The 26,329-nt window shown below is 35.4% G+C and carries 25 protein-coding genes and 1 pseudogene; 8 read left to right on the top strand and 18 right to left on the bottom strand.

Annotated features, from left to right (window positions below):
* Positions 1–83 precede the first annotated feature (83 nt).
* Genes ytpR through LDM92_RS00210 form a run of 5 tightly spaced genes read right to left on the bottom strand, consistent with a single transcriptional unit; the run spans position 84 to position 3,706 of the window.
* On the bottom strand, positions 84–731 hold the full coding sequence (gene ytpR / locus LDM92_RS00230) for a YtpR family tRNA-binding protein (RefSeq protein WP_223901550.1): 648 nt from the start codon (positions 729–731) through the stop codon (positions 84–86).
* Positions 732–752: 21 nt separating this feature from the next.
* The gene (locus LDM92_RS00225) at positions 753–1,073 is read right to left on the bottom strand and encodes a thioredoxin family protein (RefSeq protein WP_223901549.1); all 321 of its coding nucleotides are present in this window, start codon (positions 1,071–1,073) and stop codon (positions 753–755) included.
* A 35-nt stretch (positions 1,074–1,108) separates the two neighbouring features.
* Positions 1,109–1,768 (bottom strand): tRNA (guanosine(46)-N7)-methyltransferase TrmB, encoded by a 660-nt coding sequence (gene trmB, locus LDM92_RS00220; RefSeq protein ID WP_223901548.1) that lies wholly within the window; start codon positions 1,766–1,768, stop codon positions 1,109–1,111.
* 8 nt (positions 1,769–1,776) lie between these two features.
* Positions 1,777–2,973, bottom strand: a complete 1,197-nt coding sequence (locus LDM92_RS00215) for an ABC transporter permease (RefSeq protein ID WP_223901547.1) — start codon at positions 2,971–2,973, stop codon at positions 1,777–1,779.
* Entirely contained in the window at positions 2,966–3,706 is a 741-nt protein-coding gene (locus LDM92_RS00210) for an ABC transporter ATP-binding protein (protein ID WP_187160052.1), read from the bottom strand. Before LDM92_RS00210 ends, LDM92_RS00215 begins: the two co-directional genes overlap by 8 nt.
* 90 nt (positions 3,707–3,796) lie before the next feature.
* Between LDM92_RS00210 and LDM92_RS00205 the strand changes: the two genes are divergently transcribed.
* From LDM92_RS00205 to LDM92_RS00195, 3 genes are all read left to right on the top strand, one after another.
* Complete coding sequence (locus LDM92_RS00205) at positions 3,797–4,228, top strand: HIT family protein (RefSeq protein WP_046332337.1); 432 nt, start codon at positions 3,797–3,799, stop codon at positions 4,226–4,228.
* Between the two features lie 6 nt (positions 4,229–4,234).
* Complete coding sequence (locus tag LDM92_RS00200) at positions 4,235–4,579, top strand: hypothetical protein (protein ID WP_223901546.1); 345 nt, start codon at positions 4,235–4,237, stop codon at positions 4,577–4,579.
* Between the two features lie 113 nt (positions 4,580–4,692).
* The gene (locus tag LDM92_RS00195) at positions 4,693–5,592 is read left to right on the top strand and encodes a peptidylprolyl isomerase PrsA (RefSeq protein WP_223901545.1); all 900 of its coding nucleotides are present in this window, start codon (positions 4,693–4,695) and stop codon (positions 5,590–5,592) included.
* 48 nt (positions 5,593–5,640) lie between these two features.
* Here LDM92_RS00195 and LDM92_RS00190 read toward each other — a convergent pair whose 3' ends face one another.
* From LDM92_RS00190 to LDM92_RS00170, 5 genes are read right to left on the bottom strand one after another with little or no spacing between them, the layout of a single operon-like run.
* Complete coding sequence (locus LDM92_RS00190; protein WP_045928335.1) at positions 5,641–6,618, bottom strand: 3'-5' exoribonuclease YhaM family protein; 978 nt, start codon at positions 6,616–6,618, stop codon at positions 5,641–5,643.
* On the bottom strand, positions 6,611–9,112 hold the full coding sequence (locus tag LDM92_RS00185) for an AAA family ATPase (protein WP_223901544.1): 2,502 nt from the start codon (positions 9,110–9,112) through the stop codon (positions 6,611–6,613). The genes LDM92_RS00190 and LDM92_RS00185 overlap by 8 nt, the downstream gene beginning before the upstream one ends.
* Complete coding sequence (locus LDM92_RS00180; RefSeq protein ID WP_223901543.1) at positions 9,096–10,307, bottom strand: metallophosphoesterase family protein; 1,212 nt, start codon at positions 10,305–10,307, stop codon at positions 9,096–9,098. The genes LDM92_RS00185 and LDM92_RS00180 overlap by 17 nt, the downstream gene beginning before the upstream one ends.
* Before the next feature lie 2 nt (positions 10,308–10,309).
* Complete coding sequence (locus LDM92_RS00175) at positions 10,310–10,663, bottom strand: YlbF family regulator (RefSeq protein WP_187155009.1); 354 nt, start codon at positions 10,661–10,663, stop codon at positions 10,310–10,312.
* A 14-nt stretch (positions 10,664–10,677) separates the two neighbouring features.
* Positions 10,678–12,735, bottom strand: a complete 2,058-nt coding sequence (locus tag LDM92_RS00170; RefSeq protein ID WP_223901542.1) for a PBP1A family penicillin-binding protein — start codon at positions 12,733–12,735, stop codon at positions 10,678–10,680.
* Positions 12,736–12,819: 84 nt separating this feature from the next.
* Here LDM92_RS00170 and LDM92_RS00165 point away from each other — a divergent pair, with 84 nt between their 5' ends.
* Positions 12,820–13,707, top strand: a complete 888-nt coding sequence (locus LDM92_RS00165) for an RluA family pseudouridine synthase (protein WP_223901541.1) — start codon at positions 12,820–12,822, stop codon at positions 13,705–13,707.
* Positions 13,708–13,840: 133 nt separating this feature from the next.
* On the opposite strand, the gene LDM92_RS00160 is transcribed toward LDM92_RS00165, so the two are convergent.
* Entirely contained in the window at positions 13,841–14,557 is a 717-nt protein-coding gene (locus LDM92_RS00160) for a GntR family transcriptional regulator (protein WP_223901540.1), read from the bottom strand.
* A 14-nt stretch (positions 14,558–14,571) separates the two neighbouring features.
* The gene (locus LDM92_RS00155; protein ID WP_223901539.1) at positions 14,572–15,816 is read right to left on the bottom strand and encodes an alpha-L-fucosidase; all 1,245 of its coding nucleotides are present in this window, start codon (positions 15,814–15,816) and stop codon (positions 14,572–14,574) included.
* 181 nt (positions 15,817–15,997) lie between these two features.
* Between LDM92_RS00155 and LDM92_RS00150 the strand changes: the two genes are divergently transcribed.
* Genes LDM92_RS00150 through LDM92_RS00140 form a run of 3 tightly spaced genes read left to right on the top strand, consistent with a single transcriptional unit; the run spans position 15,998 to position 18,501 of the window.
* A complete protein-coding gene (locus tag LDM92_RS00150; protein WP_223901538.1) occupies positions 15,998–16,909 on the top strand; it encodes a PTS sugar transporter subunit IIAB in 912 nt (303 codons plus the stop codon).
* 1 nt (position 16,910) lies between these two features.
* Positions 16,911–17,705: a PTS mannose/fructose/sorbose/N-acetylgalactosamine transporter subunit IIC gene (locus LDM92_RS00145; RefSeq protein ID WP_223901537.1), complete on the top strand. Its 795-nt coding sequence runs from the start codon at positions 16,911–16,913 to the stop codon at positions 17,703–17,705.
* A complete protein-coding gene (locus LDM92_RS00140; RefSeq protein ID WP_223901536.1) occupies positions 17,680–18,501 on the top strand; it encodes a PTS system mannose/fructose/sorbose family transporter subunit IID in 822 nt (273 codons plus the stop codon). Before LDM92_RS00145 ends, LDM92_RS00140 begins: the two co-directional genes overlap by 26 nt.
* A gap of 110 nt (positions 18,502–18,611) precedes the next feature.
* Here LDM92_RS00140 and LDM92_RS00135 read toward each other — a convergent pair whose 3' ends face one another.
* Together LDM92_RS00135 and LDM92_RS00130 are read right to left on the bottom strand one after the other, a co-directional pair.
* Complete coding sequence (locus tag LDM92_RS00135) at positions 18,612–19,526, bottom strand: proline-specific peptidase family protein (protein WP_223901535.1); 915 nt, start codon at positions 19,524–19,526, stop codon at positions 18,612–18,614.
* Positions 19,527–19,545: 19 nt separating this feature from the next.
* Positions 19,546–21,312 carry an oligopeptide ABC transporter substrate-binding protein gene (locus LDM92_RS00130; RefSeq protein ID WP_223901534.1) on the bottom strand — a complete coding sequence of 589 codons (1,767 nt, stop codon included), beginning with the start codon at positions 21,310–21,312 and terminating at the stop codon, positions 19,546–19,548.
* Positions 21,313–21,490: 178 nt separating this feature from the next.
* Between LDM92_RS00130 and LDM92_RS00125 the strand changes: the two genes are divergently transcribed.
* Positions 21,491–22,858 (top strand): serine hydrolase domain-containing protein, encoded by a 1,368-nt coding sequence (locus LDM92_RS00125; protein WP_223901533.1) that lies wholly within the window; start codon positions 21,491–21,493, stop codon positions 22,856–22,858.
* 79 nt (positions 22,859–22,937) lie between these two features.
* Here LDM92_RS00125 and LDM92_RS00120 read toward each other — a convergent pair whose 3' ends face one another.
* From LDM92_RS00120 to LDM92_RS00105, 4 genes and pseudogenes are all read right to left on the bottom strand, one after another.
* Entirely contained in the window at positions 22,938–23,669 is a 732-nt protein-coding gene (locus tag LDM92_RS00120) for an alpha/beta hydrolase family protein (protein ID WP_223901532.1), read from the bottom strand.
* 218 nt (positions 23,670–23,887) lie between these two features.
* Complete coding sequence (locus LDM92_RS00115; RefSeq protein ID WP_223901531.1) at positions 23,888–24,787, bottom strand: ketose-bisphosphate aldolase; 900 nt, start codon at positions 24,785–24,787, stop codon at positions 23,888–23,890.
* Positions 24,788–24,870: 83 nt separating this feature from the next.
* A pseudogene (locus LDM92_RS00110) lies at positions 24,871–25,914 on the bottom strand (PTS fructose transporter subunit IIC).
* 80 nt (positions 25,915–25,994) lie between these two features.
* Positions 25,995–26,324, bottom strand: coding sequence for a PTS fructose transporter subunit IIB (locus LDM92_RS00105; RefSeq protein WP_223901530.1), 330 nt, complete (start codon positions 26,322–26,324; stop codon positions 25,995–25,997).
* Between the last annotated feature and the right edge of the window lie 5 nt (positions 26,325–26,329).

The raw sequence follows: 26,329 nt of genomic DNA, 5'->3' as shown, positions 1-26,329 counted from the left end.
ATATGACGATAAAACAACTAATGCAATTGACATTCTTTTTGCAACAAAAAAGACCTTACCAAAACCTGATAAAGTCCTCAGTGTTATAAAGTAATCTGACCGCTTGCTAAAAGTTCATCACACTTTTCGGAATCAAAGGCCTCTCCAACAGTAAATTCATTAGGAACTACTATAATTCCGCGCTTTTGCGGTGCATGAGCTAAACCCAATTCGCGAGCAGAACAAATCATACCATAGGAATCCACATGACGGAGTTGACCTGGCCAAATCACTTGGCCATTAGGCATCAAAGTACCTGGCAAGGCAACAACCACTTTTTGTCCCTGCGCAATATTAGGTGCACCACAGACAATTTGATGTTCTTCACCATTGCCCACATCAACTTGTGTAACATGTAAATGATCAGAATCGGGATGTTTCTCACAACTTTTGACATAGCCATAAACAAGTGTTGGCTTGCCATAGACAAGTTTATCAGTAAAACCAACTTCTGCCAGTTTTTCATTTAAAGCAGTTAAATCATCATTTGACAACTTAACTTGTCCATCTGGTAACTTATCATAGTCAATTAGTTGATCAACGTTAAAAAAGTTATAACCGGTAACATTACCCTTTTCATCAGTAATGCGTGTAACATCACCTTTTTCGTCATATGCACTTTTACCCTTGTCTTGACCTAAAATTACAATCAAGGTATTAGGATAACTTCTTTTATTAATACTAGTAATCATGAATCAATAATCCTCTTTCACTTAGTCAAGTGACCGTAAAAAGCTTTCAACCTCATCTTTAGTTTTACGATCCTTATTAACTAGTCTACCAATTTCTTCACCATCTTGGTAGACCACAAAGGAAGGAATACCCATGATATTCATTTCCTTAGCTAGGTCAACTGAGCCATCACGATCAATTTGATAAAATTTGCTATCGGAAAAATCTTTTTCGATTTCTGGCATGAACGGATCTAAAAAACGACAGTCAGGGCACCAACCTGCTGAAAATTCCAAAACTACGCGACCATTTTTGGTAATAGAGTCTAATTTATCTTTATTCAATTCTTTTATTTGTTCCATTTTGAAAAAACCTCTCAATCCTTACTCTTATTTAATTATTTTACCCCAAAATCTGCATGCAGAGCATAAATTGGATTACCCTGAGCCGCAAATTTGTGTTCATATTCAGTTTCAATATTGGCACTGACTATTTCATCTTTTTCATGATGAAGATCGACCGAGACAAAATCAAAGTGCATCCCAAAATTATTCATACTTTCAAGTGAATAGGCAAAAAGTCCAGCATTATCAGTTTTAAATTCTAATTGACCATTTTCTTGCAAGACGGTCTGATATTTTTGTAAAAAAGTCTTGTAAGTTAACCGCCTTTTTTCATGTCTAGTTTTAGGCCAAGGATCACTAAAATTCAAATATATTTTACTTGCTCTGTGAGCATCAAAAAAAGTGTCAATATTAGCAGCATCAGCACATAAAATTTGTAAATTAGACAAATCTTTTGCTAATTTCGTCCGTAAAATCATGCCAGCTGCTGTCATTTGCAATTCCAGAGCAACAAAATTCTTTTCGGGATGCTCTTCTGCCATTGTGGTAATAAATTTTCCTTTTCCAGGACCTACTTCAATTTCTAGTGGTCTTGAAGTATCTGCAAACCGTTTTGACCAATCAATTCTTTGACTTGGATCTGGTCGATCAATCACACTTTCCGGATGATCTTGTACCAGCTTTACAGCCCACGGCTTGTTACGTAATCTCATCTATTTTGCTACTTCCTTTTCTTTACTTTTGCAGGTAAGTATAACCTTAATACGCCCCAGCTGAAAACAACTAAACATCCCATTGCCACAAATAAGTGTAAATTAATTGGTAAAGTAATCAGCCAGGAAATACTGATTATAAGCCATTGAGCTAATAATATTCCTGCTAATGCGGATACTAAATCTAATCCCCGATCGGTACGCTCAATTGGATAAACACGATACATGATATTGTTATCGAATTCATCAACCATTGGTATTAACTGGTAAATAGTTAAAAAGACTACTAAGCATGATAAACATAATGCCCAAACCCAATTTTGTACCAGCCAGGAAATTAAAACTGCAAAAGCAGTCATCCGCACTATTAAATTGATATTTTCGGGGTTTCTAAGCACTGAACGGCGATACAAAAATTTATGCGGATTTTCTGACGCTAAATTTTTAGGCAATAAAAAATCCAAATATTTCCGTCTTTTAATGTTGGTCTGTCTTTCTTTAACGTCTGTGAACATACTAAAAGCGTTGTAAACAACATTTTTGCGCTTTTCTTCTTGCCCCACAGCATATTGCCAGTCAAAAAGAGCTGCATGCAGCGGCTTCAAAACTAAAATAAAAACAGCAGCAGCTAGCAAAATTGCGATTATGATCATGCTCTGTGGTTTAAACATTCCCCAACCCAGCAAAAGCAGGAAAAGGATATTTAAAATTAAGATGGAAATCTTACGGTTAAAGTATAAATTATATTCCATAACTTTAAGCTGCAGCACTTTGGATAAAAACACAGCAAAAACAGCGAAAATATAATCTAACAGTCCAATCTTTGCCTTGATCGTGGCAAAAGGAAATATAATCCCTGCCATTAAAACCAAGCAGATTGTAGGTACAATCAAGCTGTAAATTAACATTGGTTGCAAATATGATGCTAAGTTTTCATCTTCGGGCAGTAAAAATTGTAAATCAGCTGGTTTTAGCAAAGTTACCAGTTTGCCTATTAATAGTGGCAGCCATAGCAAAATGCCAACTAGTGGACGGTAGTACCACAAACTTTCAGGCATGCTTTTCATTGCCTGTGCGTACCAGAACATGAGCGCTCCAAAAAGAAAAATCAGAGCCAAGATAAAGAAATCATTAAAAACCAAAACTAGATATTTTAAAGATTGGCTTAAATTTTCCTGCAGTCTTCTTTTAGCCAAATCACGCATTTTGTTGCTCCTGACTTAAAATCTGGTAAATTTGGTCAAATGAATCTGTTTCCTTTAAAGCATAGTGCATGCGAATTTCAGCCAAAGTGCCAGCAGCCGCAATTTTGCCATTGTTTAAGACCGCGTATCGTGAAACTGCTTGGACACTGTTAGCTAAAATATGTGTTGACATTAACACCATTTTGCCTTGATCAGCAGCATTTTTGATCAATTGCACTAAATTGGCTACTGCTAAAGGATCTAGTCCAGTGAACGGCTCGTCTATTACAAGGAGTTCTGTATTTGCCAAAAAGGCACACACAATCATTACTTTTTGTTTCATACCCTTTGAAAAATGAATCGGCAACCAATCCAGTTTATCATCCAGCCTAAACATCTGCAGCAACTCATGAGCTTTTGCCCAAGCCTGCTTTTCATCTAACTGATAGCTGAGAATAGTTAATTGCAGATGTTCCTTCAAAGTCAGTTCTGAATACAAAACCGGTGTTTCGGGAATATATGCGACTTGTCTTTTAAATTTAGTAGGTTGAGCAGCTAAATCAATGCCATTGAGAGTAATTTTTCCTTTTTGGGGTCGTAATAACCCCAAGATATGTTTAATTGTTGTCGATTTGCCAGCACCATTTAGCCCAATAACTCCTAAAACTTCCCCTGGTTTAATTTCCAAGTTAATATCTTTAATGACTGGCACACCAATGTATCCACCAGTCAAATGTTCAATTTTTAAAGTCATAATTCCTATCTTTCTTTTAATGAATTTACTCATTTAATATGATAGCATGATATTAAAAGAAACTAAATTTTGAAATGAAGAGGTTTTAAAATGGAAGAATTAGATAAAGATTGCTTATTTTGTAAAATTATCACAGGTGAAGCCAACAGCTACACAGTTTTCGAGAATGATGACGTCAAAGCCTTCTTAGACTTATCTCAAGTTAATCCCGGCCATACTCTGATGGTTCCTAAAAAACACATCACTAACTTTTTTGATTATACGCCTGAAGATGCTCAAAGATACTTGCAGTATATTCCAACAATTGCCAATGCAATTAAAAAGTTTGACCCAAGAATTACTGGTATGAACATTAGTAGCAATAATGGCGCTAGTGCTAGCCAAGTAGTAATGCATTCACACATTCACTTTATACCACGCTTTGAAGGAGACGGTTTAAAGATTGCAACGCGCAATAATGCTGAAAAATATACTGAGGAAGATTACCAAAAAGTTGCAGCTGCAATTAGAGCCGAGTTCTAAGGTGACATGATGAAACATTTTAGTTTAGGTTTAGCAGTGGGAGCGGGTTTTGGCGTTGTTCTTTCACTATTTAAAGACCAAAATGGTAATCGTTTATTCCCATCGGTGCAAAAACCAATTAATTCAGTCAAAGAAGACATTAGTGATCTTGCCATATCTAACAAAAAATTAAAGACTGCCAAGCAGGAGTTAAAAGAGTCTTTGCCAGAAGCAAAAAGAGCTATTTCTGAATTACAAAATGAGGTGGAATATTATCAAATAGGCATTAATCGAGTTATTGCCAGACTAAAAGGCAAAGCTTCAGCAATTAATCGTAATATTGAAAATGAAGCTGATAATTCTAAAAATTAGTAAAGAAACTGGCAATTTTAGCAAAAAACTTAAAAATAAAAACTAGATTTGCCAGTTTATGTTATATTAGTTGTCGGTGACTTAATTTATTAAGGATGTGGAGAATTTATTTTATGAAAAAATATATCAGAAAAGCAGCAGCTGTGATTGCCGTAGCAAGTATGGCCTTATCAACAGCGGCCTGTTCCAATGGCGGTAAAACCGTTGCTTCTTATAAAGGCGGCAAGATTACTCAGCAAGAATACTATGACGAAATGAAAAAGTCTCAGTCTGGTAAAACCGCCCTGGCAAACATGATTATCAATCGTGTTCTAGAGCAACAATATGGCAACAAGGTTTCAAAGAAGCAAGTTGATAAACAATACAATAATTACAAAAAGCAATACGGTAGTCAATTTGATGCCGTTTTGCAACAAAATGGCATGACTGCTTCAAGTTTCAAGCAAAACTTGAAAACAAACCTGCTTACTGAAGCTGCTTTAAAGGACATTAAGAAGATCTCAAAGAGTCAAGAAGATAAAGTTTGGAAAGATTATCAACCAAAGGTTAAAGTACAACATATTTTAGTTTCCAAAAAATCTAAAGCAGAAGAAATTACTAATGAACTAAAAAATGGTAAAAGTTTTAAGAGTTTAGTGAAAAAGTATTCTTTAGATACAGGAACTAAAAACAATGAAGGAAAGTTGCCTGCTTTTGATTCTACTGATTCCAGTTTAGACCCTGCGTTTAAGAAAGCCGCTTTTAAATTAAAGACTGGCGAAACAACAAAGAGCCCAGTTAAATCTCAATCAGGTTATCACGTAATCAGAATGATTAAGCACCCTGCTAAAGGAACTTTTGCTTCACACAAAAAAGAGATTGATGACCAGATCTATCAGACGATGTCACAAGACCAACAAACTATGCATGATGTTCTAGCCAAAGTTATTAAAAAGGCTGGAGTTGACATAAAAGATAAAGATCTAAAAGATGTCTTAGCTTCTTATGTTTCTACATCTACTGATAAAAAATAATTATATTAAAGTATATTAAAAGAGTTCAAGCATGCTTGAACTCTTTTTTTACTCTAATTTATGAGCCTTTCCTAGTGATTCATCTGTTTTGGGTCTGTAAAATTTACGACCACCTTGACTCATTATATTATCGGTAAAGTTACCAGGACGAGTGTGCTGTAAGGCATTGGTGATAGCATAAACGGATGCGTCCAAATCATCTATGCGGTGCAATAACTCGGCTTCAAGTAAAGCAGGTAACTTAGGTGAGCCATATTCAAATTTACCATGATGAGATAAAACCATATGCCGTAGGAGCAACAAGTCCTCAGATTCTAAATCAATTTTAAGCTGTTGAGCCGCGAGCATGATTTGTTCATCAATTAAAACCAAATGTCCAATCAGGTTACCTTCAGTTGTATATTGAGTCGCAGCCGGACCGGTTAATTCGAGTACTTTGCCCATATCATGGAGAATACAGCCGGCATATAACAAAGAACGGTTAATTTGCGAATAATTATCAGCTAAACCTTTTGCATCACGCAGCATCGATACAGTATGGTAGGCTAATCCACCACGCACTGCATGGTGGTTACTCTTACCAGCAGGAAATTCAAAAAAACGTTTATCCCATTTTTTTAATAAGAATCGTACGATTCTGTTCCAAGTAGGATTCAGTATCTCAAAGACATATTGGTTTATTTCTTCTTTCATATCAGCTATTTTTTCAGGAGCTGATTTGATAAATTGCCTAAGATCATACCCTTCTTCGGGGCCCACAACACGCAAACTATAAATCTTTATTTGTGGTTGTCCCTGATATTCTTCGCGCTTGCCATCAAGCTCAACAATAGTCCCTGCATTAAATGTTGCAGCATCTTGATCATTTGCATCCCAAAAATTGCCGCGAATCTCACCAGATGAGTCACTAAATGACATTGCTAAATATAGTTTGCCTTTTTTTGTATGTCTTAATTGAGAATTCTTAATTAGCACAACCAACTCTAGTTCTTCGCCATCATTATAATCCAGCAAACGTTTATACATTTTTAGTTCCTCTCTTAAAAGTTAGCGGTTGTATTCGCAATTTATCAACAAGACTTGTTTGCGCAGTAAAAATTAATACCTGATTGTTTCTAGCAATTGCTTGAAGCAGCTTTTCAATTTCATCAACTCTGTGATCATCAAAATTAACAAAAGAGTCGTCTATTAAAATAGGTAAATTTATTTCATCTCGTATTTGTTGAATAAAAGCCAGTTTTAACGCAAAGTATAATTGTTCAGAAGTTCCTCGTGAAAGATATTGCACTTCTATTTTTTTACCATCAAAACGAATAACCGTTATTTTTTTATCAATTTCAATATTATTATACCGGTTATCCGTTAATAGTCGCAAATATTCTTTAGCAGTAACCAGCATTTTGGGAAAGCGTTCATTCGAAGCTAAATCAAGAGCACGACTAATCCATTTGGCGGTAAATAGGTCAGCCAAATATTCAACGCTCAAATTTTTCAATCTTGCCTTTAAGTTAGCCAGCTTTTGCTTTTCCACGAAAACAGCTGTTGAGTTTGCCAAGTTTTCCATTTTGACTTTTATTTCAGCTGCTTTTCCCTGTAAGTGATTAATATTTTCATGAACTGCAGAAATTTTTGACCTTAAATTTGCGAGTTCAGTTTGATTTTCCGTTTTATTTTTAGCATAACTTTTTAATTCACTCAAATCATTTTGCAAATTTGTCTTAAGAGCTTCGATCTGGTTTTGTATTTCATCCTGCTTTAACTTTTGTTTTTGTATTTGCTCATACTCAGCTAAACTAGTAACTTGAGCCTTTGCCAAAATCATTTTTAGCTTAGTTTCATTTTCAGTTAGTTCATCTTTATTTTCAGCTAAACTGTTTTCCAAGCTAGTTTGCTTTTCTCGACGTAAACGTTCTAAACTTATTTTCTTGGTCAGTTGATCCAGTCCATTCAAAATATCTGCAAAAGTATTTACAGTTTGCTTTAGTTCATGCCCTAATTGAACTGCTATCGGCTTGACTAATCCTATTAATTCAGTTTTTCGCTGATCATTTCTTTTTAGATTTTGAATTAATACTTGATATTGTCGCCATTCATTAATTAAATTATTTATATCTAAATTGATGGGCTTAATTCCATAGCGTTTTTCAAAGGTTTGTCTTTGTTGCCTTATTTTTTCATTTTGCTCTGTGGCAATTTTTACTGCTTTTTGCGTTTGCTTTTGCTGGTAAGAACCAAATACTACTAGAGCCAATCCCATACCAACAGCTAAAAAACCAAAAGCTCGTGCAATAAACAATAAAATTAAACCGACTACAAAAATAACGCCACCAAAAAGAAGGAATTGCTTAAAATTATCACTCTTACTCTGCCCAATCTTCAATTCCTTTTGGGGTAGTTTTTGATAGTCTTCTTGCAGTTTAATAATTTCTTCTTGCTCCATTCCCACAATCTTATTCAGATTTGAATCAAGTGCAATAAGTTGATTTTGCTCATCTTTAATTTGTTCATCTTTTTGCAAGCAGTTACTATATTCTGATTGCCATTGCAATATTTCCGGCTTTTTTTGAATAAGCTTTGAAACTGCTGTATTTTCTTCAGGATCATCAGAATATTCATTTAACTTTGCTATGATTTTTTGTTGTTTTTTATGCAAAGATTCAGCCTGCATTGTTAAAGTTTGTGCAGATTGAAACTGCTCTGAATCAAAGTTGATTGTTTTAACTTGATTTTGTAAATCTTGTAATTTTTCGTAGCTGGGAACAAGTTTTTGAATCTTTTCTAACTTGTCATACTCTTTTTGTAATTCAAGTTCTTTTTGCTCTTCTTGATGTTGCAAAACTTTTTGTTTTTTAAAATTGTCATTAAGTTCTTGGTAAACAGAAAATTCATTTTCAGAGTTACTAACTTTACTTTCTTCAGCTTTAACTTCCAGCAGCAATTGGTTAATAAGCGGCTTTCTACCAGTCTTTTTGAACAAGGCGTCAGCACTTTTAGCAAAATCATCACGTAAAGTTATCAGACTGTCGCTATTAGCTGCACCCAAATAATAGATGCGTTCCAGTAAATCTTTCTGTTTGATTTGATCAACTTTTGCCAGCATATCCTGATTAAAAATAAAACTGTCAGTGTAAAAATTACCATCAATATTTTTTATTTGATCGAAAAAAACGCTTTCTGGTACTACTTGATTATCGCATTTAACAGTCAGTGTACCGGTTTTTGACCCTTTACCATGCGCGTAAAGTCTTTCTAATTGATAATGCTGACCATTTTCATTTTCAAAAAATAAAGACCCACCCATTGGACTAACTTGTGCTAAAGGCTTGTAGTCTTCAAAAAAATCTGAACTATGGTTAGCAAGGTGAAAGCCAAATAAAATCTGTTTTATAAAGGCAACGACGGTACTCTTTCCCGCTTCATTAGCCCCGTAAAAAACATCAATGTTTGAATTTGATAAATCAAAAGTAAAGTTTGAAAATTGACCAAAATTAACTATTTGAATTCTAATTAATTTCACCATTAACTCCTTTCAATTTACTATTCAATTTGACTTCAGCAAGTTGTTTTACTTCCTGAGCGAATTCAGGGTCTTGGGCTAAAGTATCAGTATAATCAGATTTTAAAGCCCAACTTTTACTGATTTGAGCAAATTGATCAGAACTAAAAACTTCTTTTTCAGCCTGTTTAAAGTATTTTTGATCATTAAAGGCAATTTCTAAATTATCCCCATTAATAAACCTCACATCTACCAATTGTGAATCGTGAGTCAGTTTTCTGGAAATCATTTGCCAAAAATCACTGTCTTGAACCAATTCTTTTTCTTTTTCATTCAAAAAATCAGCACCCTTAATTTGCAGACAAAAATAAGTAGTTGATATTGCGGACAAACAATTAATAATCATATTTTCCAGTTCTGTTTTTGTCATTGGCTTTGTTAATTCAATTTCTTTTTTACTCCATGTAATAGAATTAGTCTGCACAAAATGAATCTTAGTTTGTTTTGTTTGTTCATCAATAGTTCCTAAATAGCAACCTTTGGTACCGGTTTCATTAATGTGACGCCCTTGGATATTTCCCGGGTATACAATTAATGGCGTTTCGGACAAGACTTGTCTTAAATGAATATGACCCAATGCAAAATAATTGTAATTGAGATTTTGTAACTCACTCAAACTAAAAGGAGCATAAACATTTTGTGCACTTGTACCAGCTCTTTCCTGTGCGTGCATGATCCCAAAGGTATAACGATTGCTTTTAGCAGGAAATTGCACTGCCATGTCTTCATTAATATGATTGGCTAAATATGAAAAACCGGTCACGTCATACTCAAAACCGTTTTTTGTTTTATAAGAGACAGTTTCTACTTTTTCACCATTACCCAATAATTTGAAATAGGGACTTTCAGCGACCAGCAAGTCTTCTTTTGCCATATGATCATGATTACCAAAAATCATAATTACCTGAATCTGCGCATTGACTAGTCGCTCAATTTCATGGGCAAAAAAAATTTGTGCACTGGGAGTTGGCTTGAAACTATCAAAAGTATCCCCAGCAATTAATACTAAATCTACCTTTTCTTTCAGAGCCAGATCAACAATTTTAGTTAAAGATTGCATTGGAGCATTTTGAATCTGCTTAAAACTCTCAGATGGTAAAAAAGATAGCCCCAAAAATGGACTATCTAAATGTGCGTCAGCAAAATGGATAAATTTCATTATTATTTATTCCTAAGACCGTCATAAAGGTCATTAATTGGCTTAGCAATTGCTTTTTGAACATCATCAATAGTTTTATACATACTTTGTTCAGCCTGCAAGAGCTTTAATATTTGGGCATCTTTTTGCACCTTTTCATTTAATTTTTTATAATCCTCTTCTAAGTCCTTAGGAAAATCTCTTCCTTCAGACTGTGAATTAATAATCTTTGCCTGCATCTTATCCATCTGTTTGAACAAAGCTGTACTTTCTTCATTGTTTTTAACCGCAGCAATAGCATCACTTAAAGCCTTAAATTCGTCAAGCTTTTGCAGATCAGTTGCTACTTGATTTGCTGAATCATAAATATTAATCATCTTTTTCCTCCTAATTAATGACCGAAAAGTCCTTTAATGTCATTATACCATTCATTAATTTTTTCTCCTGCTGAACCTATGCCTTTTTCGATTTTATCACCAAAGCCCTTTGTCCAATCAGAACCTGCACCGTTATTTTGAATAATTTGCTTTGGAGCCTGTTCTTTAAATTGATTTTGAGCTGTATATGGCAAAATACTTTCCATTTCAGCCTTATATAGCCTGGTAATACCAGTTTCCGAAACGCCATGCATGAAGTGCTGCTGATTAGTACGGTCAAAGCCAACCCAAGTTGCTACCACAACGTCCGGTGTATAGCCAACAATCCACTGGTCTTTAGTACCAAAGCCATAAGAGTTTGGTACTTCCGTTGACCCAGTTTTACCTGCAACTCGATAGCCGGCTGGTTGAGCGGATGTTCCAGTTCCTCCTGCAAACACTCCTAATAGCATGGTAGTCATTTCTTTAGCAGTATTTTCCGAAATAATGCGGTGTGTGCCAGTATCATGATTTTCAGCAATTACATTCCCACTAGCATCGGTAATCTTAGTGATGAAATAAGAATTATTAGGCAAATTACCTTTATTGGCAAAAGCCGAATATGCTCGCGCCATTTGAATAGGCGAAACACCTGTTGACAGTCCACCTAAAGCTAAAGCAAGATTTTGGTCTTCTTTGGGCACCTTGATACCAAAATTATTAGCAGATTGAACTCCTTTAGATACCCCAATTCGATCTAATAACCAAACCGCGGGAACATTTTTACTTTGCGCCAAGGCAGAATACATTGGGATTTTATCAGAATAACCGTTGTCAACGTTATGCGGCTGATAACCATTCTTACCAAAACGCTGCAGTTTGTTAGAAAGCTGTGAATCATAGTGATAACCTTGTTGCAGCGCTGGAGCATAAGAAACTAGCGGTTTAATCGAAGAGCCCGGCTGTCTCTTCATTTGAGTAGCACGGTTATAACCACGGAAAACATGTTTGCCTCGGCCACCGACTACAGCTCTAACTGCACCAGTTGTGGGATCCATTACCACTGTTGCACCCTGAGGTTTCGTACCATCAGTCGCGTTTTGTGGGAACAGATAGCCTTGGTCAAATTTTTGTTGCAGCTGACTTTGATAATTTTGATTAAGGGTTGTATATATTTTCAACCCTTTATTCATTACATCTTCTTCTTTTAGCCCATAGCGGTTAATTGCCTCGTCCACCACTGCATCAAAGAAATAAGGGTAACGATAGCCATCTTTATTATGATAAGTATCGTGTAAAGTTAAACCAATTTTTTGTTCACTTTTCGCCCTGGAACTTGATAATTTTTTATTATCAACCATTAAATTTAAAATCAGGTTCCTCCGAGACAAAGCGTAGGACATATGATCAATTGGGTTATATTTACTTGGATTACGTAAAATACCGGCTAATGTTGCTCCTTCTCCGATTGTCAACTGACTGGCATTTTTGCCAAAATATTTTTTACTGGCATCTTCAACTCCCCATACACCATTGCCAAAATATGCTTTATTAAGGTACATAGTTAATATGTCTTTTTTGGAATAAACATGATTTATCTCAACAGCAAAAAAAAGTTCCTCAACTTTACGAGAGAATGTTTGTTTTTGCGTTAATAAAGCATTTTTAGCTAATTGTTGCGTAATAGTCGAGCCACCACCAGATATTTGACCACGATTAAGAATCAAACCTAAAGCGGCTCTGCCCATGCCTTTGATGCTAAAGCCCGGGTTCGTCCAGAAAGTACGATCTTCCGTAGAAATAACGGCATTTTTTACATTAGGTGAAATTTTGTTATAACCAACATACGTACCTTTTTGTGAGTATAGTGAACCAGATTTTTGGCTTCTATAATCGTAAATACCAGTTGTAGCTGATAATGATGCCTTTAAATTTGAAATATTTGAAGTTTTAACTTTAACGGTATAATAAGTACAAACCAATAACATCACGGTAAGCAAAATCAAAATGATCCAGCGACCGATAAAAAAACGGTTATCAAAACGGTGCCATAGGCCACCTATCCCGTTTTTCTTTGGTTCATTGTTTTCCATTTTATCTGCTCCTTTAGAAACAACTAAAATTGTATCATATTAAAGGAAATTACCTTTATTTTCAAAAAGATTTAACAAATATTTATGAGCTATTATTTTACCTTTACCTTTCCCCAAAATCTCAATCCGTGTTCTGTAAATAATTTATTACGTCTATTACTCATTCCGAGAAAATGGCGTCATTTTTTACGCGTTGAACGAAAAGTACTGATTAATGGCAGATACTATCATTTTAATCAAAAAGTAAAACCAAAGGATAAAGTCGAACTCTGGCTCAATCACGTTGAAAGTAAGCAACATACTTATCCAGCAAGTGGTAAAAATCCTGAAGTGATTTATGAAGATGACAATCTCTTAATTATAAATAAACCTGCAGGACAAAAGACGCATCCTAATTCAAATGAAACTAATACAGCTTTGAATGATTGTACCACCTATTTAGGATTTTCCCCTTTTATTGTACATCGGTTAGACATGTTAACCAGTGGTCTGCTACTGGTTGCCAAAACCCCAGCTGTTGTTCCTATTTTGAATCGCGAATTAACCAGTAAACTTTTTCACCGAGAATATTTAGCTGTGATCAATGTTAATGAACCGATAGCTAGCAGAGGAACAATCGATTTAGCAATCGGTCATGATCCACTTGATCAGCGCAAACGCAAGATAATAAGCAATGGTCTAAAGTCAATCACACATTATCAGATTTTAAAGTATTTAGACAACAATACTGCTTTAGTTAAATTAGAATTAGAAACAGGAAGAACACACCAAATTAGGGTTCATTTGGCTGCGATTGACTGCCCAATTGTGGGAGATCCACTGTATAACCCCGACTTTAAAAATGAACAATTTTTGCATTTAACTGCGTATCAAATTTCGCTACAAAAACCTTTTACATTAGATAAACTGAAAGTGAAATTACCAGATGAAAATATACCTTTAATTAAAAAAGAGTCTGGGAAAAAACTCTAACCTAACTAAAAAGGCTGACAAATCACGTCAATAAAACGTTAATTTGTCGGTCTTTTTAAATTGTAAATTTTTTAATTTAACTTCAAAGAGCACTTTTTTCCCAGACACTTTTTTTAATTGACCTAGTGTTAACTTACTGACGGTAGGCAGTTGCTGTTGCCTCATAACCCCAATATTCAGGTAGCTTATAGCTAATTGCATATTCTAGTAATTCACCAGAAACTAATGGTAAATAAGTCTCACGTTCCTGATAAATAAAAAGCTGAGTTGGCTTTTGGGTAAAATATTTCAAAATTTCTTTATTTGCAACAGTTTTAGCCCAGTTTTTTTGCCTAAATGGTAATTCAAAGGGATCAATTTTTGAATCATCTCTAACTTTTTGGTAGATTGAATTAAATGATGATAAATTGTCCACATCGTCCGTATTTAAATAATTAGGATTTAGGTAGCTAATTGAATATTGACTTATCTTTTTTCCAATATACCGCAAACGCCTTACTTCAAGATAATTGTTAATTGCTTTAAGATGAAGTTTACGTAACACTTCTTTTTCGCTACCTATTTTAGCTGAAAGGACCTTAACACTTTCAGTTTGCCCCTCAGCCAAGTTCAAATCCGTGAGCATTGCAACCTGCTTATGTGCTTCTTTTGCTACAAAAGTACCACTCCCTTGGACTCGAGTTACCTTATTTTGTTGTTCCAAGGTATTTAGAACTTTTACTGCAGTCGTAGAGCTAACATGATAAATTCGACTAATTTCTGCTTCACTATAGAAACGATCACCAGGATTTAACCATCCATTATCTAACTTTTCAACCAATTTTAAAACTATATCTTGATATTTTGACATCAATTTCACCGACTTTATTTAAAGGAAACCTTGGCTATTCTTACACACCAATCTGTCCCATAAGTGTATCCACCTATGTCCACCGTAAGCGCTCCTCTATCAACATCTTGCATAAAAGGAAGTTCTTTTTGATCATCTAGCCAAGTTATTTTTTCTATCTGTTTGAATATACCACTAAATGAACGTAAATTAATACCTTCTCCGCCTAAAACTACATTATCATCGCCAACAATTTCTAAATCATGTAAAAATAAATATAGAATATTTTCATCTATCAGGGCGATATCTTTATCATTTCCACTCGCCTTGATTTCGGAAGAAGGCCGTGAAGTATAAATACTTTGCCCCGCCATCTTTGTCCATTTACCGATTTGCTCCATAACCGCTTGATTCATTAGCGGAATTTGTCCAGTTCCCGTTAAGCCAATGTTAAGTAAAATGTTAGCCCCGATGCCACGAGCATGAACAATATTTTCAATTAGCTCTTTTGTAGATTTGAAGTTTAAGTCATCTCTGGCATAGCCCCAGTGTCTATTCATTGTTACTGAGGCTTCTCCTGCGACATATTTATCTTGGAAACCATGATTAACTTGATCTGGTGTTTTCCGCTCATATGTCACAACATCAATTTCTGGATTACTTATCTTTCCTCTGTTTTTTAAGCCTGTATTGTTAACAATTATTGCGTTAGGCTGATATTTTCTGATTGTTCCGTATAAACGGTCTAATTTCCAATCAGCCTTTTTTTTATTCCAATCACCATCAAACCAAAATCCTCCAATTGAACCGTAATTCTTGCACAAAATTTCAACAGATTTTAATAGATAATCTAAATACTTATTGAAGTCAGTTTCATACAGTTCATTATGCCAATCATATGTCGCCATGTATAAAAAAGGTTGAACATTATATTTATGGCAGGCATCAATAAATTCTTGAATCAAATCTCTATGGGCAGGACTGTGCTTTGCATCAAACTCAGATAACCCCTGGGTATCATACAAGAAAAAACCTTCGTGGTGCTTGGTTGTCAAAACAATATACTTAGCACCCATTTTTTTAGCAGACAGAACAATTTGCTCGGCATTAAAATCTTTAGCAGAAAAGTTGTTAATTAAGTGTTCATACGCTGCTTTATCTCGATGATGGATATATTCTGTCCACTCTCCGACTTCTAATTGCGAATATAATCCCCAATGAATGAATAAGCCTAACCCCAAATCTTCATATTGTTTGATTCTAGCCAAAGCTTCTACCATTTTTATTCCTCCCAATCTATTTCAGTATTTAACACATTAAGTTAAACACTAAGAAATATAAAAGTCCATAGCTTCTTTTAATAAAATATTGTTATTAAGCTATTGCAATTGCTTTCATTTAGAATTAACATTTATCTTGTAACCAAATTAACACATTAAGTTGAAGGAGAGTGATTTTTATATGTATATCTTAGCAAGTCATGGTGACTATGCAAAACAAACGCTTAAGAGCTGTGAAATGATTACAGGAGAATTAACTAATTTCGCAACAGTTTCTTTTAAAGATCCGATGGGCATTGATGATGTTATCAAATGCTATGAAGATATTTATCAGAAAAGACAAGATTCTGCTGAGGAAGTCGTAATTTTGGTTGATATTCCAAATGGGACACCAGCAAACGCAGCAAATACTTTTATTGCAGAACATCCTGACGTCAAACTATATTCCGGTCTTTCCCTTATGTTGACCTTATCACTTGCAACAGGAACTCCTGCTGAAGAGGCACTCAGTCAAACAATTGAATTAATGGAAGAAAATATCAAAAAGAAACCTAAAAAGCAGTCCGCAGCGCCAAATAAAGAAACTGTTCCTGTAAACACTAGTAATCCTCTAGTCAATGTAAGAATTGATTCGCGCTTAATTCATGGTCAAGTTGCTACCATGTGGACTAGAAGCCTTAATACGTCGAGAATTATGGTAGTTGACGATCAAATCGTTACCAGTAAGGTACAAAAGGCAACATTAAAAACAGCTGTTCCAGCAGGGATTCACTTAAGTATTCTTACAGCTAAGGGAGCTGCAGAACGAATCAATAGTGGACAATACAATGGTCAAAGAGTTCTTTTACTCGTTAAAAAGCCGCAAATCCTGGAACAGCTAGTATCTGCTGGTGTTAAGCTTCCGGCAGTAAATGTTGGTAACATGTCAATGTCTCAGGGAGCGCGTCAAGTTGCTAAAAGTGTTGCTGTTACTGACGAGGACACTGCTACCTTTAATCAGATGGCAGAAAAAGGAATTGAATTTTATCATCAAATGGTTCCAAACGAAAAAAAAGAGCCATTTATTTCAATGTTAAATAAGAAGGAGAACTAAAATGGCAATCACATGGTGGCAAATTTTACTATTAACAGCACTTGCTTTTTGGATGATCATTGACCAACTGACAGTTGCAATACTATGTAATTATCCACTCTTAATAGGTCTTGTAGCTGGACTTATTATGGGTGATATAAAAACAGGCTTAGTTGTGGGCGCAACGCTTCAATTAATGGTGTTGGGTGTCGGTACTTATGGCGGTGCTAGTATGCCAGACTTCATGACTGGAGCTATTGTCGGCACTGCCTATGCAGTTATGAGTAACAAAGGTGTTAGCTTTGCAATTGGTCTAGCAGTTCCTGTCGGCCTTTTAATGGTTCAATTAGATGTTCTGGCCCGTTTCACTAATACATTCTTTTTACATCGAGTAGATAAGATGATTGAAGAAGATAACGAAAAAGGCGTTGCCCATAATATTATCTACGGGATGTTTCCTTGGGGATTATCACGTGCACTACCTGTACTTTTGATGTTATTAGTTGGTAAAAACACAATTCAGGTTGTAGTTAACTCTATGCCTCAATGGCTAACTAATGGCTTATCCGCAGCCGGTGGAATTTTACCAGTAGTCGGAATTGCAATTTTACTTAGATTCTTACCTACTAAACGTTTTATCGCTTACCTATTAATTGGTTTCTTTTTAGCAGCATATATCAAGGTGCCAATACTGGGTGTGGCAATTATCGGTGTCGCTATGGCAATAATCTATTACAAGCAAAGTAAAACTAAAGAAGAACCAATTAATCAAACTGAAGGAGGACATGAAAATGAACTCGGTGAATACGAAGACTAATTTTCAAAAATTAACTAAGAAAGATTTATTCCGCGCAAACTGGCGTTGGTTGTGGAGTAGTCAAATCTGTTGGAACTATGAGCGAATGATGTCGACTGGATATCTTTACACAATGTTACCAACAATTCAAAAACTATATCCTGAAAAAAATGATCGTGTTTCAATTATGAAACTTCATAACCAGTTCTTTAACACAAATGCATATGTTGGTGGCTTTATAATTGGTATGGACATGGCCATTGAAGAAAAAGAAGGTCGAAAAGCTGAAGAAGCAATTGCTGGTTTGAAAGCTGGTTTAATGGGTTCATTTGCTGGTGTTGGCGATACAATTTTTGGCGTTATTCTACCAACAATTTTCGGTTCAATTGGGGCATATATGGGGCTAAAAGGGAATCCAATTGGTGCAATTATTTGGCTAATAGTAAACTTTATTGTTCTTTTTTTACGCTTTACATTCCTTCCTTTAGGGTATTCGCAAGGTGAAAAATTAATTTATGCAGCAGGTAATAAATTAAACAGACTAACTGATGCAGCCATTTTGCTTGGAGTAACAGTTGTGGGCGCCTTAATTCCAACAGTTGTTAATGCAAATGTACCAATAGTCTTTAAAACAGGAAAGGTCATTTTAAAAGCACAAACAATTTTAGACCAGATTATGCCATCCCTTGTTCCAGTGTTATTAGTTGCTGTATGTTATTGGCTTCTAGGCAAGAAGAAAATGAATTCAACCAAACTAATTATTACTGTTTTAATTGTCGGAATTATTTTAGGTGGCTTCGGAATAATTGGTAAATAAAAATGAGTCAAAATAGGTAGAAGTTAAACAAAAAGTTAAAAACGTGAATCAATCGACTCACGTTTTCTTTTGTTTTAACTACATTTATTTCATCGTTTGTACAAGCGAATTTAATCACCCACGAAAGTACCAGCTTCTACTTCACGAATAAAATCTGCTACATGCTTATAGTAAACATCAGGATTATCAACCATGTGATGATGTCCTGCATTCGGTGTAGTAACTAAGCGTGAATTAGGAATTTCACGTTGCATAATCTTTGCGGTCTCTAGAGGCATAGTATCTTCTTCACCAAAAGTCAAAAGAGTTGGCATCTTGATTTCCTTTAAGTACTTTCTAAAATGCCAATCTTTTAATTTACCAGTTACCACAAATTCATTATCACCTTGAAAGGCATGGTATACAGGCAAACCACCGATACGCTTAATATGATATAGCTTACATGGCTGTCGCCGATCAAGAAAGTTAATATTTAATATTTGAATATCCTCTTGGTAGCGTTTATTGTCATAGTCATTGTTTGCTTCACATTCACGCATAAAGTCAATTTCTGATTGTGAGAAAATTTCTTGTCTACGACGGTTAATTGACTCAATATAGTCATCAGTATCATCAACCATGGAAGAAATAATAGTCCCTTTTAAATGTTGACCATATTTCACTGCATATTCTTGTGCAAGCAAGCCACCCCAACTTTGTCCAATCAAGTAGCAATTATCAAGACCAAGCTTAGCGCGAACTTCATCCACTTCATCAAGGAAGTATTCATAAGTTAAATATTTGGCTGCAATTTCAGGATCATCATAATCCGGTTGATCTGAATAAAGAGAGCCTAATTGATCATACATAGTAACTTGAACATGTAGTCCCTGCTTTGCTAATTGATCAGCAGCGTCTTCCCAATATTCATGATTTCCTCCAGGACCTCCATGAAGTGCCAATAAATGAATATCACCTTCACCTTGGGTACTTGTCCACAAATGATAGCCATTATCTAAAGTTATAATTTTTGTTCCAGTTCTCATTAAAATTTACAGCTTCTTTCTATTTAGTAAAACCTACTTCATTCCACAAAGGATGGTTATTATTTTGTTTTGACGGCTTAAGCGAATAACCAGAAATCTTGTCATTAACTGCAAAGATCTGATAGGAATTATCAACTGGGATAACATAAGCTTCCTCATTCATATATCTTTGCCATTCATGAAACTTTTTAACCCGATAATCATGATTAAAAGCCTTTTGTGAATTTATTTCATTCAAAAGCTGATTATTTTTTGCTGTTACAAATCTAGTCATGTTAAAAGGTGCTGATTCACTGTAGTATGGGTGCGGCGAAGGCTCAGTAGGTGTTGACCAACCAGCCAGATACATATCGACACCCTTATTATCATGTTGCAATTTATCGTAGAAAGAATTGTGTTCAATCAAACGACCCGTGGACAATTGCACATTAAGTCCGACTTTATGCCATTGTTGCAAGTAGTTTTGAACTATTGGCTCCTGTGTGGTATCTCCACTCATAGCTGCAAAATGAATTACCAAAGGTTTGCCATTCGGCTGAACGCGCCACTTTCCTTTCTTCTTGTAACCCGCTTTATCCAGAATTTGATTTGCCTTTTTTAAATCGTAATTATATCCTTTCTCAGTTTTATCAAAGTAGTCACCAAACTTTTCGGGAACCAAAGTTTTTACCCTAAATGTTAAACCATATGTATAACGCTTATTAACCGCATCAACATTCATGGCATAACCTATTGCCTGTCTTAAAGCCTTATTATTCATCTTAGCTTTAGGATTCATGACATTCTTGCTCTTTTCAGCATCCCATTTTCCTACTTTAAAGCCTAAATAATGATAAGCAATTGGGATTTGGGCAATGAAGTTCACGTTTTTGGTATTTTTAACTTGTGGCCACTGGGTATTAATTACAGGAATAATATCAAATTTATGACTTTTAATTGCTTGAGAAGCAGAATTAGGAGATACCACTGAAATAACAACTTTATCTAATTTTGGTTTCCCTCTCCAGTAATATTTGTTCGGTACCCAGGTTGCAGATTGCCCTCTAACTAGTTTTTCAATCTTAAACGGTCCGAAAAATAAGGGATTCTTCCTGATCCTATCTGAAGACTTTAATTTAGCAAAAGGAATATCTTTTAAATAATGATAAGGTTCAACTGCTTCCCAAAGCGAACGACTGCCAGCATTTGACATACTTGGATTTAAAGCTGAGCAGTGTAAAACAATTTTACGGCCATTTTCCCCGTCAGGCATTTCAATACCAGAAATAGTTTTTGCTTTACCTTCGTGATATTCTTTTAAGCCCTTTAAGACTTCAAACTGGCTGCTATATCGCGGACAAGCTGTATCTTTGTTAGCTAAAATCTCATACGCATATTCAAAATCTTTAGCTACTACCTGTTTACCATCAGACCATTTGACGCCCTTTTTAATATTGATTGTGATTGTCTTTTTCTTAGGGTCTAATTTACGTGTAGCTGGGCCTTTGTCAGTGACACCATATTGATCATCACTATCGAATAAAGTCTCTTGACCGGGAGCTGCAACCATTGAGTCTACATCTTCAGAGGAAAGTTCTTGTGAAAAAATACCTGAAAAAGGTGTATCTGTAACAACTGCAACTTTCACAGTTCCACCATCTTTAACATTCTTTTTAGGAGTTTCAACAGGAAATTTTTTCACTGTCTTAGTGTCATCACTATTGTTAGCACTTTTATTACAGGCTGCCAATATTATGGCGGCTAGACTCAAAATGCCAGCAGAAGCAAGCTTACTTCTTTTCTTCATAAAAATCACTCATTTCATTATGTTTTACTCATATTATTAATAAATTTGTCATTTATGTCAAATTGTATCATCATATATTTTAAAGGAGCATTTAAAATAATTTTTATTTAGTGTAAAATAACAAATGCTTCTGTATAATTTATTAAGGAAAAAATATAGAAAGAGTTAGAAATTGAATATGAACAAGCAAAAAATTGCCGATTTAGCTCAAAAAGCTATTGTTACTTTTAATTTACCAAGTTTAGGAATTGGTGTTTATCACAAAGGTGAAAGCTATAGTCATGTATATGGTCAAGCTGAACAAGACAGTCTTTATCCTTTAGCATCAATTTCCAAAACATTTTTTGCTACTGCAGTTTGTCAATTAGCTGATGCAGGAAAAATCGATTTAGACGATCCTTTGAAAAAATACTGGCCTGAGCTTAAGCTTGAAGATAAATACGCCGAAGACCATTTAACCTGGAGGGATGCACTTAGTCATCAGAGTGGCTTGCCAGCTCACGATCTAATGCGTTTTACTAATATGAACAAGCATGATCTTTCTTTAAAAGAAAAAGCTGAACATGTTGGTCATTTAAAGCCTAACCATGAATTACGTTATAAAATGCAATACAGCAACCTGGTCTTTGCTTTAGCCACTTATGCTTTTGAGCAAGTAATTGGCGAAGATTACGGTACTTATGAGTACCAGCATTTACTCGAACCCCTTAATTTAACCAGAACTTATATTAACCATCATGAAGCACCAAGAGAAGATATAATTAAGCCCTATATCAGGGACAATGAAGTCACTAAAGAAGTGCCTTTTATTGCACCAGGCAAGGTTGGCGGAGCCAGCAGTATGCTCTCATCTATTTCGGATTTACTTACCTGGGCTGAATACCAGTTAAAATTGCAAAAAGAAAACAAAGGCAATGCTATGGCTGAACACTTTTTGCCTCAATCAATTATGGCTCCAAGTCGTGCTTACGGCGGTGCTAATTTTGGTGCTTATGGTTTAGGCATGATGATGGAAGATTACCGCGGACACAAATATTTCTACCACAGTGGTTCATACATTGGCTACTGCTCTTTCATGGGCTTTGTTCCAGATCTTGATCTAGCTTTTGTTTCGACCACAAATATGGATTCAACAGATGCAATATTTGCTTTAGCCTACCAGACTATTGATGAAGCTATGGGCATTTCAGATATTGATTGGACCAGCAAAATCAAACAGATTGTTGATCAAAAATTAGCAACACGAGAAGCAAATATTACCGAACTTAAAGGAAATTCACCCCAAAATGTTGTGGCTAAGGATGACCTTTTAGGTGACTACCAAAACCCAGGCTACGGTTTAATCACTCTAAATGAAAAAGATGGTAATCTAACAGTTACAATTGGCAAGTGGGATTATCCTGTTATCGTTAATGAAAAAGGTAGTATGTTTGTGGAAGAAAGATTATATCAGCATGAGCTTTTACCAATTGAAATTCATCAAAATCAAGTTTTACTTTGGACAGAGCGTGCACTCGAGGAACCAACCATATTTAAAAAGTTATAACAAAAAAGCTTAACTTTAATGACTAAAGCTAAGCTCAAAATAGTGTTTATAAAACCAGCTTTAACTAAAAAGCTGGTTTTTATTTGATATGTGAACTAATCCATGGCACGACCTTATCAATAACTTCATTAAGTTTGGTAAAATCACCAGTTTCAACATTGTAAGTATGATTTGCATCTTCAACAGTGAATGAATCCACATTATCCATGTGACATTTTTTAATAAAATTGAGACTGATATTCGGATCCAAAGTAGGATCACTAGTACACACTTCAACTAAAATCGGATTTTTAAAGTTTTTAATGTTGTCATTCAAAGTTGTCTTCAACTCATCAAAAAACCTGCGGTAAACCAGTTCCACTCCACCACTACTGGTATGAACAATGCAGTAACCTAAATTATCCATTTCCAATTTATCGTATGCCATTACAAGAGGCTCAGAAGTATTGATAGCACCATTTAAAGAAACTATGACTTTTGCTGGTAACGTCGAACAAGTAAATACTAAGCGACCACCAAGGCTGTGACCCAAAAGGCCAACGTTATTTTCTTCAACATATGGTAAAGACTGCAAATATTTGAAACTTGCTTTAACCTCATCAGTCATCACTTTCATGCCATAATTTTCTCTTGAATAAAGGTTCTCTCCCATGCTGCACAAGTCAATTCTTGCAGCAACGATTCCGGCTTCAACAATTTTTTTGCTAATTCTTGCTAACATGTGATTATCATTATTCCTGGAAGACATGAAACCATGAATCATCAATACAGCAGGAAATTTTTCTCCTTCATTTGGAATATCTATTTGCATTGGTACCTCATGGTCGATGCAACTCAAAAATCTTAGTTCTTCGCGCAATTTTATATCACCTCAAAAAATATATTATTATTCATTCGTTACAAGATACATTATACTGTTAACTCTAAATTTGTACACCAATACAATATATTGAGTGTTGAATTGTATATAAAAAGTCTACAACCACTTTTAAAAAGCTGTAGACTTTTTAAGTAACAATTTAGTTTTGGTTAGATTTTATCTGCTCGCCAAGGATCTATACCCTCATATAATTTGGCTTTGCCAACAGAATTAAATAGGTCATTTTTATGGTGTATAACCTTTTTCCCTGCTTCAATTGCTTCTGGCAACAAATGATTGGGATCCCAGCCATCATTTTCGGATAAGATTTCACGAGTCTTTTCGAAGAAAGCATGTTTATAATCCGATGAAATATTTACTTTGCTAATTCCATTCTTCACTGCTTCAGCAATCTGTTCGTCTGGATTTGAAGAACCACCATGCAAGACTAGAGGTGTGTCAGGAACTGCCTGAACTATTTTTTGTAAAATATCAATTCTAATTTTAGGAGTAACATCAGCAGGGTAAATGCCGTGACTGGTACCTATTCCTACTGCTAGAGTATCAACACCTGTTTCTTCGACAAATTTTTGAGCTTCTTCTGGTGTGGTATAAATACCCTCTTTTTTATGTCCCTCTACATGAACTCCAGTCTGACCAATGGTACCAACTTCACCTTCAACAGAAACACCAACTCTGTGAGCCATTGTTACTGTTTCTTTAGTTAGAGCAACATTTGTATCCCAATCTTCAGCCGACATATCAATCATTACTGAACTAAAGCCATCATGAATTGCTCTAGCTGCACTATCCACTGAATCACCATGGTCAAGATGAAGTGCCACAGGAATTTTACTGTCACGAATACGAGTTAAAACATAGCTGATAAAGTCATCTTTGCAATATCTTAACTCTGTTGGGTGGATCATAATAATTGCAGGTGCATAATCAGCTTCACATTGTTCAATTGACGTTCTCATTAATTCCAAGTTTGAAACATTATATGCTCCTACTGCAAAATTGTTTTTTCTTGCTACCTCAAGCAGCTGATTCATATTTACTAAGGTCATTTTTTCTCCTCATCTACTAAATACATTAAATTAAATGATATTAACTTTTTTAGATTAAATTTGGCATCACTTCCTCTAAATTTTTATTGCAAGTTCACACCTGAAAGGTCAACATCTTTTTCATCATCTTGACTTTCGTCTGGTGTTTCATTTACCTCTTTATCAGTCAATGGCTTTTTAATAATTGCCAATAATATTCCTGTTACTAATGATCCTGCTAATAAAGCAATTACGGCAATCATAGGCTTAGACATAGCCGGAATGACAAAGATTCCGCCAGAAGGAACTGAACTCTCATTGCCCCAGCCATAACTAATCATTCCTGTAATGCCACACCCAATCCAAGTACAAGGTAAAGTACGTAACAAGTCATTCATCGCAATTGGAATGACGCCTTCGGTTATCATGCAGCATCCCATCGGAAAAGCTACTTCAATATTTTCAACTTCTCTTTTGGTATAAATATTTTTATGAAATAGTTTGGCTAAAAAGTAAGACATAGTGATTCCAAATGGTGGCACCATGGCAGCTAAAACTTTAATTCCTTCTGGTCCTTTGATCCCATCAAGCAGCAAACCATCACAAATCAAATTTGGAATTTTACTAATAGCGCCTCCAAAATCAGCACAGCCAATCCAACCAATTCAAAAGCCGTACAATGCTCTTTGGGACCGATCTAAGCCAGTAATGAAGTGATTAAGAGCGGTCGTGGCAGCTGTTAGTGGTCGACCTAATAGGAAGAACATAATCAGAGCTGTAAAAATTGCAGTAACAGTCGGTACTATTAACATAGGCATCAGTCCGTTGGCCCACCGAGGGACTTTTATTTTTCTAATACCTAGTGCAATATAACCAGCAATAAAACCCCCGATGATACCGCCAAGAAAACCTGCTCCCAAAAAAGAAGCTATCTGTCCTGCAAGAAATCCAGGTGCAATACCAGGTCTATCGGCAATTGAATAACCAATATAGCCGGCGATGAACGATGGTAGTAATCCCATTCCCAATACACCCAAAGTGGTAATGCTATTGGGAAAGTTCATTTGTGCAAGGCTTGTTACCTGCTTACCACCCATCAGATTACCTATAGCTATCAATAATCCCGAGGCCACAACTAATGGCAACATGTATGAAATGGAAGTTAACAGATGCTTTTTGACAGCTGATCCAGCTTTTTTAGCACCTGTGACAAATGTATTCATTTAAATCACTCCTTTTGATTCTTTTTTTCTTTCACTTCTTCTTCAATTTTTTCCAACAATTGTTTGGGGGCTTTTACCACCAGAGAAGTACCTACTTTTACTGTCGGCATATTTTTAAAACGCTCATTGCCAGTAGTTGCAATATCAACAGCTAACAATGCCACATCTGCCTCAGCAATTTGCTCTGGAGTTAGTGCATTTTCTGTACCGATTGTACCTTGAGTTTCAATGTGAATTTCATCCCCCAATTCTTTGGCTGCCTTTTCCAGCTTTGCCTTTGCTAGATAAGTATGGGCAATACCAGATGTGCAAGCACAAACACAAACTATTTTCATAATTA

It is taken from the genome of Lactobacillus laiwuensis, assembly GCF_019972835.1.
Taxonomy (GTDB): domain Bacteria; phylum Bacillota; class Bacilli; order Lactobacillales; family Lactobacillaceae; genus Lactobacillus; species Lactobacillus laiwuensis.
The sequence above is the reverse complement of the archived record's forward strand: the minus strand, read 5'-3'. Positions and strand labels throughout refer to the sequence as shown.